The following is a 13526-nucleotide window of genomic DNA, read 5'->3' on the forward strand; positions in this document are numbered from 1 at the left end:
GGCCGCTGGCGGWGCAGATCGCGCCGACGCCGCCCTCCAGCGCCGCGAGCCGCTCCTCCAGCACGCCGGTGGTCGGGTTGGAGATGCGCGTATAGATGTGGCCGGCGCGCTCCAGGTTGAACAGCGCGGCGGCGTGATCGGAATCCTGAAACACGTAGGACGTGGTCTGGTAGATCGGCACCGCGCGGGCCCCGGTCGCGGGATCCGGATGCTGGCCGGCATGCAGGCTCAGGGTCTCGAAGGCAGGCGGTTTTGGCGCGGGCATGCGTGGCCTCGTTGGTCGGTCGGCGATGGCGGCCGTTGTGCCACAAAACGATGCACCACGTCAGCCCATTGACAGCGCCGCGTGACGGCTCGCAGCGCCAGAATGTGATGCGAACTGTTGCCGCAGTGGCAGTGCGCTCCCTCGCCCCGCTTGCGGGGAGAGGGTTGGGGTGAGGGGGGACTCTCCGCGGGGACGGTGAGAGTTGGACTCGCGGAGACTCCCCCTCACCCGGAATTCAAGCTGCGCTYGAATTCCGGCCTCTCCCCGCACGCGGGGAGAGGCGAAGCCTAGCCGCGGATGGCCTGCTCGATGATCCGCGCCTCCCGCAGCAGGATCTCTACCACCTCCTGCTCGCGGCGCGGGCCGAGCCTCGTCCGCACGGCGGAGACGGTCATCGCGGCGGCCGGTCGTCCGTCCGGGGTCTTGATCCAGGTCGAGATCGATTTCGTGCCCTGCACCAGGCCGATCTCTCTCATATTATATCCTCGCCGTCGCGCCGCGCTGATCCCGCTCAGCACAGTCGCGACGTCGGTCCGGTAGGCCTCGAACCGCTTCTCGTTGGCTGCGACGATTTTTCGCGCGTCCTGCGCCGGCATCGCAGCAAGGATCGCGACGCCTGCGCTGCTGACGCCGAGCGGGCGGCGCGCGCCGACCTCGATCGACAGCACCTGGATCGGGTACGAGCCGATCCTGCGGTCCACGCACAGCGTGTCGTTGCCGGTCCGCACCGTCAGGAACAGCGTGTCGCCGACCTCTGCGGATGCGCGTCGCAGCGAGGGCGCCGCGGCGACGAGCAGCGGCGAGGGCTGGGGACGCGCGAGCGCCAGCTCCGGCACCTGGTTGCCGATGGCGTAGCGGCCACTCCTGCCGTGCCGTTCGACGATGCCTTCCTCGATCAGCACGTGAACGATCCGATGCACGGTCGGACGGGTGAGGCCGGTCGCCCGAACGACCTCGGCCAGCGGCACGCCGTCTTCGCGCCCTGCGGCAAGAATGCGCAGCACCGCGAGCGCGCGCCGGATCGCCTGCGCGCCCTGTCGCGGTTCCGTGCTGCCGCGCGTGGACCTTGCGGAAATCGTCTTGTCCATAATATGGACAAGAACGCCACAATTCGCTCGACAGGTAAAGCGCTCATCTGGAGATTGCGCTCCGGTCGAGATGCCATGTGCGACGTCAGGGCAATCGATGTGAATTTGGAAGCGCCGCCGGGAGGTTAACATGAGATTAATCTGGATTGCCATAGCTGCAGCAGCTGCGATGCTGGCGGGACCCGCAGCGGGCCAGCAATGGCCGACGCGCAACGTCAAGCTGATCGTGCCCTATCCGGCCGGCGGCAACGTCGACAGCGCGGCGCGCATCATCGCCGACAAGCTCCAGGAAAAGCTCGGCCAGCCCTTCATCATCGAGAACAAGGCCGGTGCCGGCGGCATGATCGCGGGCGAGGCCTTCGCGAAATCGGCGCCCGACGGCTACACGCTGTTCGTCGGCGCCAACGGCCCGGTGCTGTTCGCAACCGAGATCAACAAGCGCGACGCCTATAGCTGGAAGAAGGATTTTCTGCCGATCTCGACCATCTCGATGACGCCGCTGGTGCTCGAGGTCCATCCGTCGGTCCAGGCCAATAATTTCAAGGAGTTCATCGATCTCGCCAAGCGCGATCCCGGCAAGCTGACCATGGCCTCGCCCGGCCCCGGCACCACCAACCATCTGCTCAGCGAGCTGATGCAGTCCAGCCTTGAGCTGCAATGGGTCACCGCGCATTACCGCGGCAATGCGCCGGCCATCAACGACCTGCTCGGCGGTCAGGTGCAGTTCGCGTTCGACCAGCTGTCGGTCAGCCTGCAACACATCAAGGCCGGCCTGTTCCGGGCGCTGGCGGTCACCAGCCCGCATCGCCTGAAGTCGCTGCCGGACGTGCCGACCTTCGCCGAGCTCGGCTACAAGGATTTCGACGGCCAGACCTTCACCGGCCTGTTCGCGCCCGCCGGTACGCCGGCGCCGATCGTCGAGAAGCTGCATGAGACGCTGACCGCGATCCTGAAAGATCCCGGCGTCATCGACAAGTTCGACAAGCTCGGTGCGGAATCCGTGGCGATGACGCCGGTCGAGTTCAGGGCCTATCTCGAGCGCGAGGACGCCAAGTGGATTCCGGTCGTGCGCAAGGCCAACATCAAGGCGGACTGATCGATGCGGATCGATCCCACCGAGCTCGGCGCCGAGCGCATCTACCGGCTGATGACCGGCATCGTGGTGCCGCGCCCCATTGCCTGGGTGACGAGCCTGTCGCGGAGCGGGGTACTCAACCTCGCGCCCTTCAGCGCCTTCACCTTCGTCTCGCAGAAGCCGCCGATGCTCGCCATCAGCGTCGGCCGCAAGGGCGCCGATTACAAGGACACCGCGCACAACATCCTCGATACCGAGGAATACGTCATCCACATCGCCGATACCCCGCTGATGTCTGCGGTGCACGACAGCTCCGTCGAGCATCCGCCTGAAATCAGCGAGGTCGCGGAGCTCGGCCTGGAGACGATCGCGAGCGAGCGCATCAGGGTGCCGCGGCTTAGCGTTGCACCCGTCGCGATGGAATGCCGCTTCCGGCAGTGCCTCGAATTCGGCGACGCCCGCAGCCGGCTCATCGTCGGCGAGGTCGTGATGTTCCACATTCGCGACGGCCTCGTGAACGACGGCAAGGTCGAGACTGCGGCGCTCGACCCGATCGCCCGCATCGGCGGGCCGCGCTACGCCCGTCTTGGCGAGATCGTGACGCTGAATACCGTCTTTCAGACTCCGAAATCGAAGGACTGAGCGTGCAGCCAATCGCGCCGATCTTTGCCTGAAGACCTATTGGAGAGAACGACCATGCGACTTGTAAGCTATCTCCTGGACGGCGAGCCACGCTATGGCGCGGCGGTTGATGGCGGTGTCGTCGATCTGACGAAGCGGATCGGCCGCGACTTCTCCGACGTCAAGGCGCTGATCGCGGCCAATGCGCTGGCGGATGCGCAGGAGGCGGCGGCCGGGCAGAAGCCCGATCATGCGCTCGCGGATCTCGTGCTGCTGCCGCCGGTGCTGGCGCCGGAAAAGCTGTGGTGCATCGGCGTCAACTACGCTGAGCGCAACGCGGAATACAAGGACAGCTCCGACCTGCCCAAATATCCGAGCCTGTTCGTGCGCAGCCCCTCGTCGATGACCGGCTCGGGGCAGCCGATCGAGAAGCCGAAGGTGTCGGAGCAGCTCGATTATGAGGGCGAGCTCGTCATCGTGATCGGCCGCGGCGGCCGGCACATATCGCGCGAAAAGGCCTGGTCGCACATCTTCGGCATGACGCTGTGCAACGAGGGCACGATCCGCGACTGGCTGCGCCACGGCAAGTTCAACGTCACGCAGGGCAAGAACTTCGACCGCTCCGGCAGCATCGGGCCGTGGATCGTCACGGCGGACGAGCTCGATCCGCGCGGGCCCCATGACATTATCACCCGCGTCAACGGCGAGGTGCGGCAGCAGGACACGACCGAGCGGCTGATGTTCCCGTTCGATGTCCTGATCTCCTATCTCTCCACCTTCGCCACGCTGAAGCCGGGCGACATGATCGTGACCGGCACGCCGACCGGGGCGGGCGCCCGCTTCGACCCGCCGCGCTGGCTCAAGGTCGGCGACGTCGTCGAGGTCGAATCCAGCCGCATCGGCGTGCTGCGCAACGTCGTCGCCGCGGAGCAATAGATCATGCTGGACACCGCCACGATCGAACGTCTCGCCGCGCGCCTGGATGAGGCCGAGCGCACCAAGGCGCTGATCCCGATGTTCTCGAAAGACTATCCCGGCTTCACCATCGAGGATGCCTATGCCGTCCAGCGCGCCTGGACAAGACTTCAGCTCGGTCGCGGCCGCGTCATCAAGGGCCACAAGATCGGCCTGACCTCCAAGGCGATGCAGAACGCGGTCGGCATCAAGGAGCCCGATTACGGCGTGCTGTTCGCCGACATGTTCTATCCCGACGCCACGCCGATCCCGTTCGATCGCTTCCACGCGCCACGGATCGAGGTCGAGCTCGCCTTCGTGCTGAAGGCGCCGCTGCGCGGTCCGGACTGCACCATCTTCGATGTGCTCAACGCCACCGACTATGTGACGCCGGCGCTCGAGATCCTGGAGACGCGCATGCATCGCGTCGATCCCGAGACCGGCAAGACCCGCAGGGTCATGGACACGATCTCGGACAACGCGGCCAATGCCGCGCTGGTGCTGGGCGGCCGGCCGATCCGCCCGATGGACGCGGATTTGCGCTGGATCGGCGCGCTGTTGTTCCGCAACGGCGAGGTCGAGGAGACCGGGCTTGCCGCCGGCGTGCTCAACCATCCCGCCAACGGCATCGCCTGGCTCGCCAATCGCCTCGCGCCGCACGACGAATATCTCGCGGCCGGCGAGGTGGTGCTGGCGGGATCGTTCACGCGGCCGGTCGACATCCGCCGCGGCGACACCTTCCACGCCGATTATGGCGCGTTCGGCTCGGTGTCGTGCCAGTTCGTCTGAACCAACAATTGAGAGGGAGCGAACCATGACCGGTCAAGCGCGGCGCAAGAGCATCCACATCGGCGGCTTCAAGCATGCCAACCCGATTCCGAACGCCAGTCGCATCGGCAATCTCGTGATGTCCGGCGTCATCCTCGGCCGCGATGCGGCCGGCGTCATGCCCGAGAGTCTCGACGCGCAATGCGCCAACATGTTCGCGCATATGAAGGCGACGGTGGAGGCCGCCGGCGGCTCGACCGACGACATCATCAAGATGACGGTGTGGCTGAAGGACCGTACGCAGCGCGGCCCGGTCAATGTCGAGTGGCTCAAGATGTTCCCGGACGAGCATTCGCGCCCGGCGCGCCACGCGCTGCCGATGGACACTATGGACGGCGGCGCGCTGGTGCAGTGCGACTTCACCGCCGTGATCGACTAAGGAGCATGCGCATGCCGACCTATCTGCCGTTCGACCCCAATCCGCGCCGCCCGGTCAAGGCGCCGCCACTGAGGACCATCGACAGCCAGTTTCACGTGCTGGGCCCGATCGACAAATATCCCGAGCGTCCCGGTGCGGCCTATCGGATGCCGACCGCGACCTGGGAAGCGGCGCTGCGCGTGCACAAGACGCTCGGCATCGAGCGCGGCATCATCGTGCAGACCACGACCTACGGCGCCGACCATTCCGTCGTGCTCGACGGCCTCGCCGCGATGGGCCCGAACTATCGCGGCTGCGCCAACGCGCTGGTGTTTGCCGAGGCGAACGACGCCTATCTCGCAAAGCTCCATGATGCCGGCGTCCGCGGCGCGCGCTTCAGCTTCCGCCAGGAGCTCGGCGCCGTGCTGTCGGACGCCGATTTCGCCCGCGCCATTGCGCGCATCCGCGAGCTCGGCTGGTACGTCAAGATCCAGCCCGAGAAGGACGGCATCGTCTCCAGCGTCGCAAAGTACGAAAATCTCGACGTGCCCGTGCTGATCGATCACATGGCGCGTCCCGATCCGGAAGCCGGCAGGAACGACCCGAACCTGCGCAAGATGCTCGAGCTGCTCGCCAAGGGAAACTTCTGGGTGATGCTGTCGCTCGGCGAGAAGACCTCGAAGGCCGGCCCGCCCTACGACGACGTGATCCCGATCGCGCGCGCCTATATCGAGGCCGCAGTCGATCGCTGCGTCTGGGCCAGCGACTGGCCGCATCCGGTCTCCGTCAAGCAGCCGCCCAACGACGCCGATCTGCTCGAGCTGATGTACCGCTACGCGCCGGACCAGGCGACGCTGGAGAAGATCCTCGTGCACAATCCGGCAAAACTGTTCGGCTTCGCCGACTGATCGGCTCCGGTCGCGATCGGGGCTGTCACGCTCAGGGCGAGATGATCCGGTCGCGCATGGCGATCATCACGGCCTGCGTGCGGGTGGCTGCGCCGAGCTTCTTGCAGCAGCTCTTGATGTGCGCCTTCACGGTGCGTCCCGTGATGGCCAGGGCGTCGGCGATCTCGTCGCTGGATCGCCCGACGGCCGCAAGCGTCAGCACCTCGCGCTCACGCGAGGACAGTACGAGCTGCGGAGCCTCGGGCAGGCCGCGCAGCTTCAGCACCCGGTCGAAGGCGTAAAGCGCCATGAGGTGGAGCGCGGGGAGATCGCGCTCCGGCAGATCGATCTCGGCGCCGCCGAACCACACCTGGCCGGTGCGGCCCGCCGGCGAGATGACMGGGATCACCACGCCATCCACCATGCCGAAGTCGCGGGCGCGTCGCACGAGTTCGACGGCGCGCGGCTCCCGTTCCGGATCGTACGGCGCTTCCCTGAACCAGCGGAACGGCTGAAGCGTTGTCCTGCAATAACGCAGCGCGGGATCGTCCCACACATACTGCGCCTCGGAATACATGTCGAGAAAGCCGGCCGGCAGCCGTTCGGCGAGAACGGCATTGCGCGTCGGTTCGGTCGACAGAGGGGCGACATAGGAACTACAGAAATAGTCGAAGCCGTGCTGGCCGAGCGTGCGGCTCATCGCATCCAGAATGCTCGCGACGTCCGGAAGCTGCCGCACCGTCTCGACGAAATCGAATGCTCGACTGCGGACCACGTCCATCGGCGGCCTACGATCAGGCTTTGAGGGATCGGCGCTGCGCCACCCTTCCGGGCACCGAGTGTAGGACGTCAATGCCGTCACTGCAATCTGCGCGAAATTTGCCACGCCCGGGACGGCCGTGTGATGCCTTGATCACCCGGCCGGTTGCGCCGCCAGCCTGTCGCGCACCTCGGCGGCGATCTCGAACGAGCGCAGCCGGGCGGCGTGATCGTAGATCTGCCCCGTCGTTATCAGTTCGTCGGCGCCGGTCTCGGCGATCAGCGCCTTCAGCTTCTGCTCGATCACGGCGGGCGAGCCGACCGCCGCGCAGGACAGCGATTGGGCCACGCCCGCCTTCTCCGCGGGCGACCACAGCGCGTCCATGTCGTCGACCGGCGGCGGCAGCGGACCCGGCGTGCCGCGGCGCAGATTGATGAACTGCTGCTGCAGCGAGGTGAACATGCGCTGCGCCTCGACGTCGCTGTCGGCTGCGAACACGTTGACGCCAACCATCGCGTAGGGCTTGTCGAGCTGCACCGAGGGCTCGAAGCGCGCCCGGTACTCGCGCAGCGCCGGCATCATCATTTGCGGCGCGAAATGCGAGGCGAAGGCGAAGGGCAGCCCGAGCATGCCTGCGAGCTGCGCGCCAAAGGTGCTCGAGCCGAGGATCCAGAGCGGCACCTTGGTCCCCATGCCGGGCACCGCGCGGATCGCCTGGTTCGGCTGGACGTCGCCGAGCAGCGCCTGCAATTCCAGCACGTCATGCGGAAAGTTCTCGGAGCTCGTTGCGAGATCGCGCCGCAACGCCCGCGCGGTGAACTGGTCGGTGCCCGGCGCGCGACCCAGCCCGAGATCGATCCGTCCCGGATAGAGCGACTCCAGCGTGCCGAACTGCTCGGCGATGACGAGCGGCGAATGGTTCGGCAACATGACGCCGCCGGAGCCGACGCGGATCGTCCTGGTCCCGCCCGCGACATGCCCGATCACCACCGACGTCGCGGCACTCGCGATGCCCGTCATGTTGTGATGCTCGGCCAGCCAGAACCGCTTGTAGCCCCACGCCTCGGCATGCCGGGCGAGATCGAGCGAATTGGCAAACGCCTGCGCCGCATTGCCGCCTTGGCGAATGGGAGCGAGGTCGAGCACGGAAAAGGGGATCATGTGGGGGTACCGGATGGGGCGCGCGGGGACGTGCGTCGGGCTCTCACATGTAGTGTCCGGCCGAGGGAATGTCAGCGCCGCCGCGTCGCTCCGGTTCGATGACGCCATGCGGATCTGAGCCGGTTCACATCTATTTGAAATAATTAGGAATTTATTCGGATTGCCGATCACGAAAATCCGTCGCCTGTGCGATCCGGCGGTGCATCGCTGCGGCGTCTTCGTAAAGCCGTCGCCCGGCGCCTTGCCTGTTGGGCAGGACGCCGTCGCGGCGACGCGTTCGTCGTTGGCGTGTCGTTGCGATCGAGCGTCCAGCCCATTGCTGTTGCCGCTCGGTAATTCCGCGATTGTCCGAATTGGGAGTGGCAACTACCGCGAGTTTCATGTTTAGTGGCGCTTATTGTTTGAAGTCGTGTTTGGCGAACGAAGCGGCATCCTGCGACGAGATTGGTTGTCGATGCAGCGTCGTCGCGGGCGGGCCGCCGGCAGGGTGGGCCGGGCTCGCTGCAAATGTTTTGGCAAGGCGTCCCAGCCGCAGGCTGCGCCGCGTGATGGACATAGAGAGCTGGGTCATGGGTGATCCTCCTGACGACGTTTCTCCCCCGGCAAAGCGGGGCTATACGGCCTGGATTGTGGTTGGATTCATCGTCCTGGCAGGCGCGATATTTGCGGCGATCAATTGGGCGGGGTCCGGCGAGCAGCCCAAGCTCTCGGTGGCGAAGCAATGGAATGAGGCAATCCAGAAGCTCGGCTTCGAGCCGGTCTATCCGCCGGTCGAGGACATCCAGGTCGGCGACGTTTTTGCGATGATCACCGACGACGAGGCCACCGATTCGGCGGCGGACGAGCCGTTTGCGGGGCGCTCGATCAAATTGCTGCATCTCGATTTGACCCGGGAAATCGAGGATGCCTATCGGGCGGTCTATCAATTTCCCGCCACCAATGCGCGCCCCGACCATGACGGACAGATTTGGCCGCAGGCGACCACCACCGATTCGCTGTTCAAGCCTCCCGCGACCCGGACCGCCCTTCCGCTTGTGTTGTTCCCGCGCTTCACCATCACCAATGTGAAGCGGGCAAGCGGCAGCGCAAGCGCGATGTCCCAGTTGTTGAGTGGCGGGTTTGGCGCGGACGCCAGCTCGACCGAAACGGTCGAGGTCAAGTTTTCAGCCACCGAAACCTATGGCGTTCCTGCGGTGCCGGCGGAGCTTCGGTTGCTTGATTTTTGTCAGGCCTCCGCAACGAAATTATTCTGCACGGAGCTGGGACTGCGCAAACAGCTGTCGATCCTGATCGGGAAGCGGATCGACGACAAGGTGAAAGACCGCAAGACGGGGGTCGAACGGCCACGCTTTTCGGTGGAGCTTGCGCTCGTCAGCCGCGTGTTCCTGGCGCGTTCGATTCAGACCAGCATGGGCGAAGACGGCGGGACACGGGGAAATGTCGGGGTGAACCAGCCGGCCGCATCGCCCGCGATTGCAGCGTCACCGGCTCCGGTGACCGCAGGCACCAGTGGCAGCGGTGCCGATGCTGACGGCAAACCGCCGCCACCCGCTCCGGTGCCGCCCCACGCCGGCACGAACAACGCGCCGGGTGGCGCGATCGCCTTCGAGCGCCGCGCGACATCAAACGTGCTGTTGCCCGATACGTTGCTGCCGCGCCCGGTCGTGGTCGGTTTCAAGAGCGTTCGTTTCAGACCCGTGGAGTGAAGGATGAGCACACGTAAAACACTGGTGTTGGCCGGCTTGCTGCTGATCGCGTTTCCGTTGCGCCACGGCGAGCTATTGAGCCGCGTCGCTGCCGAGTGCAAGTGCGACCAGAGCGATTTCGGCTGCAGGATCATGTGTTCGGGCATTGGCTCAGGCCAGGGGACTGGAGGCGGATCGACGAGCTCATTCAATGCGGCTCCCGGCGTCAACCGTCCGCCTCAGGAGCGGCCAGTCGTCGTGCCCCGGACGGATACGGATACCAGGAGCAGGTCCGAGCAAATCAAGTAGTCGGCTGAAGGGGAAGACCAGGGCTGGACCGAGGACGTCGCGCCTTGTGGTCGGTTCGTGAGTGGCAGGGGATGCAGATGATTTTGAAAGGATCGATCAGGTTTTTGATCGCGGTGGTGCTGGCCTGCCTGCTTCAGGCGCCGGCGACGAGGACGGCGTCAGCGCAGGCGGATCCCCGGCAAATCCTGATGGCCGTCATCCAGCAATTGCAGACGGGCACGCCGAACATCACCTGGTATGGTCCGCAGCTTTGGCAGACGATCGCCATGCAGACGGGCAACAGCGGCGTCTACCCGCAGCTGGTCCAGCTTGGGCAGGTGACCAATGTCGTCGTGAGCGGGCAGACACAGCTTCCTGCAGGGCCGGTCTACTCCCTGGTGGCGCAGCATCAGAACGGCGTGTCGACCTGGCAGCTCGGCATCAGCCTCTATACCAACCGCATCGAGTACGCCAACTTCAACGTTGGAAACCCGGCGCCCCAGCCGCTGCCGGCCCAACCCGTGCCGCTTCCCCGAACCGCCGCTCCGACCCCGGGAAGCGCGCCGAATCCGCCGTCGGAGTCTCCACCTCCGGTGGACAAGGCCTCAGAGGCCTGCCGGAAATTTCCAAACCTCTGCTAGGGAGGCGTCAGATGCTGACACGGAGATGTTGTCTCGCGGGTTGTGGTCTTCTTCTCTTCGACATCGCCGGCGCGGCGGCAGCGGGAAGCCGCCACAATCCGATCTATGGCTGCAGCCTGTCGAGCAGCGAGGCCGACAACATTCTCGGCAACGAGCAGGATGCGCGAAGGCCTACCGGCGATGTACCGATGATCCTCACGTCAGGCGACAAGGACTTCGACTATGCGCTGGCGCAGACCTTGAACAGGATTTCCGATTGTCTGAACGTCACCCCCGCATTCGCATATTACGACGACTCTGATGCTCCGGCTGCGTTCGCAACCGATAGGAAGCGCGTGGCCGGTACCGATGGGACGGTCCTTTTCGGACGGCGGTATCTGAAGGAATTGCTGGCAAGGCCCGAGGCACCAGATGCCGCGGTCGTGGCGGTCTGCGCCCACGAGTTCGGACACATCCTCCAGTTCAAGCTGAAGCTGGACAAGCTTCTCCTCGACGGACAGACCACCGTGAAACGGCTGGAACTGCACGCCGATTTTTTGGCCGGCTATTTCGCGGGCGTACGAAAGTGGGAGAAGCCGAGTTTCAACGCGGCCGTCGTCGCCATGACGCAATTCAAGTTCGGAGACCCCCTGGTCAACGACAAGGACCATCATGGCACGCCGGAGGAACGGGGACAGGCGATCGTCAAAGGTTACCAGATCGGGCACGATGACAGGAAGCCGCTGCTGGACGCCATTCCGATCGGTATGAAATACGTCATGGACAAATTCTGACGCCGCCGTCGCCACGCATGTGGGCCGTGGCGCGGTTCACAACAGCGTTATTGCGACCCGTTGCGCCGTTCATCCCAACTGGGCGGCTCGCGCTTGTTGATGTACCCTTGGCGGCGCCAGTGCATCGTCGCCAGGAGGAACTGACATGACCACGGTCGTATTCAACCGCCGCAGTCTCCTCGCCGCCGGCGGTTCCGTTTTGGCAACCGGGGTTTTGACAGCCGGGGTGTCCGGGCTGTTGTTGCCGGCCCACGCGGAAGGCCTCGCTCCGACCGATTCGATGTCGGGCGGGGCGAACAATTATCGCAAGGGCGCGCCGATCGTGGAGCGGATCGGAAAGGGTGGCTTCTGGATGAGCGGCACCGTGCGCCGCGCCGGCGACGGGGCACCTCTCGCCGGGCAGCGCATCCAGATCTGGGCGCACACGACCGAAGGGCAGGAGCACGAGCCGCAGAGTCATGGCGCCACGCTCACCGACAAGGACGGCAAGTTCCGGCTCGAGATGCCGCAGATCATTCCGATTTTCGGCCAGCCGCACGGCCACCTCGCCTATGACAGCGGTGAATTCAAGACCGTCTTTCTGCGCCCGGTGATGCGGAGCGCGAAGGAAACCAGCCTCGAGGCGCACTTCGTCCTGCTGCCGGCCTGACCGGGCCAGCGAATGAAGCGGTGGAGATTGGCCCGGGCGCCCCTGATCTGGGCCGCCCTTGCTTTGGCCATTGGCGTGCCGATCGCCGCTGCTGCGGGAAGCGAGCAGCTCGCATGGCGCGGTCCGGTCTACATCCTGGCCGGATTCGCAGGGATCATTGCGCTGGGTCTCGTGCTGGTTCAGCCTCTGTTGATTGGCGGATATCTGCCGGGACTGTCGGCCTATCGTGGACGGCGTGCGCATCACTGGATCGGCGGCGCGCTGGTCCTGGCGGTGGTGGTCCACGTCGCCGGCCTCTGGATCACCAGTCCGCCCGACATGATCGACGCCCTGACCTTCTCGTCACCGACGCCGTTCTCGCCCTTTGGCGTGACCGCCATGTGGGCCATCTTCACTGTCGCGCTGCTGGCTGCGCTGCGCCGGCGATTGGGACTGCGGCTCCTGACCTGGCGCATCGTCCATATTCCCCTCGCCATCGTCATCGTCGCAGGCAGTGTGGCCCATTGCCTGCTGATCGAGGGGACGATGGAGACAATCTCGAAAGTGGCGCTGTGCGCGCTTGTCCTCGCGGCCACCGTAAAGGTCATGATTGACCTGCAGGTGTGGCGAAAGCGAAGGACGTTGCGCGGCGAGAGCTCGTAGCCCGGATGGAGCCAACGGGGCGGCGCGAAGCGCCGCCCGATGACAGGCTCCGCGCAATCCGGGACGACTGTATCCGTGGCTGCTGGCCCCGGATTACGCTTCGCTCCATCCGGGCTACGCCGCTTTTCAAACACGTTGAGCGTCGTCATCGCCTGCGTGTGCTCTGCTTGTCGGAGATAGCGACGGGGCGTATCCTAGCGCGATGGTTGTCAGTGCCCCCGAGCTGAAAGCGTTCCTGCTCGCGACGCCGTTCTTCGGCGGTCTTCCGGACCCAAGCCTCGACCTCCTGATTTCGATGCTGGTCGAGTGCCGCTTTGATGCCGGAGCGACCGTCGTGGCGGAAGACGACCCGGGACGCTCGATGTTCATCGTCAAGTCCGGCCGGCTGGCGGTGCGCAAACGGGCGAACGCGGGGAATGTCATCCCGATTTCCGTTCTGGAGGCCGGCGATTTCTTCGGCGAGATGGCGCTGATTGAAATGCAAAATCGCTCCGCCACGGTGGTCGCGGAGAGTCCGACGGTGCTGTACGAGCTGACGGCGCAAAAGCTCTACGCCTGCTACAAGGCCGATATCCACGCCTATGTGATCGTGCTGCAGAACATCAATCGCGAGCTTTGCCGGCGGCTGCGCCGTGCCGACGATCGCTTCACCGGACACCAGGCGGGCGAAGAGGAAACCCCCGCGCGATGAATGTGTGTGGGACGTTCAGCGCGTAGCCCGGATGGAGCCAACGGGTCGGCGCGAAGCGCCGCCGGATGACAGGCTCCGCGCAATCCGTGACGATTGCTTCCGCAACTGATGGCCCCGGATTACGCTTGCGCTCCATCCGGGCCACGCCACTTCGCGTGGG

Annotated in this window: 17 protein-coding genes; 12 read left to right on the top strand and 5 right to left on the bottom strand. The window is 65.4% G+C overall.

What is annotated here, in order from left to right; translation table 11 throughout:
* On the bottom strand, positions 1-265 hold a 265-nt coding region (locus ACXJL8_RS16690), incomplete at its 3' end, for a PLP-dependent transferase (RefSeq protein ID WP_456685263.1).
* 287 nt (positions 266-552) lie between these two features.
* On the bottom strand, positions 553-1353 hold the full coding sequence (locus tag ACXJL8_RS16695) for an IclR family transcriptional regulator (protein WP_456620554.1): 801 nt from the start codon (positions 1351-1353) through the stop codon (positions 553-555).
* Positions 1354-1483: 130 nt separating this feature from the next.
* Between ACXJL8_RS16695 and ACXJL8_RS16700 the strand changes: the two genes are divergently transcribed.
* Genes ACXJL8_RS16700 through ACXJL8_RS16725 form a run of 6 tightly spaced genes read left to right on the top strand, consistent with a single transcriptional unit; the run spans position 1484 to position 6097 of the window.
* Positions 1484-2449, top strand: coding sequence for a Bug family tripartite tricarboxylate transporter substrate binding protein (locus ACXJL8_RS16700; protein WP_456620553.1), 966 nt, complete (start codon positions 1484-1486; stop codon positions 2447-2449).
* A gap of 3 nt (positions 2450-2452) precedes the next feature.
* Positions 2453-3070 (top strand): flavin reductase family protein, encoded by a 618-nt coding sequence (locus ACXJL8_RS16705; protein ID WP_456620552.1) that lies wholly within the window; start codon positions 2453-2455, stop codon positions 3068-3070.
* Positions 3071-3124: 54 nt separating this feature from the next.
* Complete coding sequence (locus ACXJL8_RS16710) at positions 3125-3985, top strand: fumarylacetoacetate hydrolase family protein (protein ID WP_456620551.1); 861 nt, start codon at positions 3125-3127, stop codon at positions 3983-3985.
* A gap of 3 nt (positions 3986-3988) precedes the next feature.
* Positions 3989-4792: a 2-oxo-hept-4-ene-1,7-dioate hydratase gene (gene hpaH / locus ACXJL8_RS16715; RefSeq protein ID WP_456620550.1), complete on the top strand. Its 804-nt coding sequence runs from the start codon at positions 3989-3991 to the stop codon at positions 4790-4792.
* A 25-nt stretch (positions 4793-4817) separates the two neighbouring features.
* The gene (locus ACXJL8_RS16720) at positions 4818-5210 is read left to right on the top strand and encodes a RidA family protein (RefSeq protein WP_456620549.1); all 393 of its coding nucleotides are present in this window, start codon (positions 4818-4820) and stop codon (positions 5208-5210) included.
* An 11-nt stretch (positions 5211-5221) separates the two neighbouring features.
* Positions 5222-6097 carry an amidohydrolase family protein gene (locus tag ACXJL8_RS16725; RefSeq protein WP_456620548.1) on the top strand — a complete coding sequence of 292 codons (876 nt, stop codon included), beginning with the start codon at positions 5222-5224 and terminating at the stop codon, positions 6095-6097.
* 31 nt (positions 6098-6128) lie between these two features.
* Here the strand turns inward: ACXJL8_RS16725 and ACXJL8_RS16730 are convergent, their stop codons facing one another.
* The 3 genes from ACXJL8_RS16730 to ACXJL8_RS16740 all read right to left on the bottom strand — a co-directional run bounded on the left by ACXJL8_RS16730 (position 6129) and on the right by ACXJL8_RS16740 (position 8568).
* Positions 6129-6857 carry a helix-turn-helix transcriptional regulator gene (locus ACXJL8_RS16730; RefSeq protein WP_456620547.1) on the bottom strand — a complete coding sequence of 243 codons (729 nt, stop codon included), beginning with the start codon at positions 6855-6857 and terminating at the stop codon, positions 6129-6131.
* 132 nt (positions 6858-6989) lie between these two features.
* Complete coding sequence (locus tag ACXJL8_RS16735) at positions 6990-7997, bottom strand: LLM class flavin-dependent oxidoreductase (protein WP_456620546.1); 1008 nt, start codon at positions 7995-7997, stop codon at positions 6990-6992.
* A gap of 394 nt (positions 7998-8391) precedes the next feature.
* Positions 8392-8568 carry a hypothetical protein gene (locus tag ACXJL8_RS16740; protein WP_456620545.1) on the bottom strand — a complete coding sequence of 59 codons (177 nt, stop codon included), beginning with the start codon at positions 8566-8568 and terminating at the stop codon, positions 8392-8394.
* On the opposite strand from ACXJL8_RS16740, the gene ACXJL8_RS16745 reads away from it, so the two are divergent.
* The 6 genes from ACXJL8_RS16745 (at position 8543) to ACXJL8_RS16770 (ending at position 13366) form a co-directional block, all read left to right on the top strand.
* A complete protein-coding gene (locus ACXJL8_RS16745; RefSeq protein ID WP_456685264.1) occupies positions 8543-9703 on the top strand; it encodes a hypothetical protein in 1161 nt (386 codons plus the stop codon). The two genes, ACXJL8_RS16740 and ACXJL8_RS16745, sit on opposite strands and share 26 nt — an antisense overlap.
* 365 nt (positions 9704-10068) lie before the next feature.
* The gene (locus ACXJL8_RS16750) at positions 10069-10611 is read left to right on the top strand and encodes a hypothetical protein (protein WP_456620543.1); all 543 of its coding nucleotides are present in this window, start codon (positions 10069-10071) and stop codon (positions 10609-10611) included.
* A gap of 11 nt (positions 10612-10622) precedes the next feature.
* A complete protein-coding gene (locus ACXJL8_RS16755; protein WP_456620542.1) occupies positions 10623-11384 on the top strand; it encodes a metalloprotease in 762 nt (253 codons plus the stop codon).
* A 145-nt stretch (positions 11385-11529) separates the two neighbouring features.
* Positions 11530-12033, top strand: a complete 504-nt coding sequence (locus tag ACXJL8_RS16760; protein WP_456620541.1) for a Twin-arginine translocation pathway signal — start codon at positions 11530-11532, stop codon at positions 12031-12033.
* Positions 12034-12045: 12 nt separating this feature from the next.
* Positions 12046-12675: a ferric reductase gene (locus ACXJL8_RS16765; RefSeq protein ID WP_456620540.1), complete on the top strand. Its 630-nt coding sequence runs from the start codon at positions 12046-12048 to the stop codon at positions 12673-12675.
* Positions 12676-12877: 202 nt separating this feature from the next.
* A complete protein-coding gene (locus ACXJL8_RS16770) occupies positions 12878-13366 on the top strand; it encodes a Crp/Fnr family transcriptional regulator (protein WP_456620539.1) in 489 nt (162 codons plus the stop codon).
* The last annotated feature ends 160 nt before the right edge of the window (positions 13367-13526 follow it).

This window comes from Bradyrhizobium sp. P5_C11_2 (genome assembly GCF_054049755.1).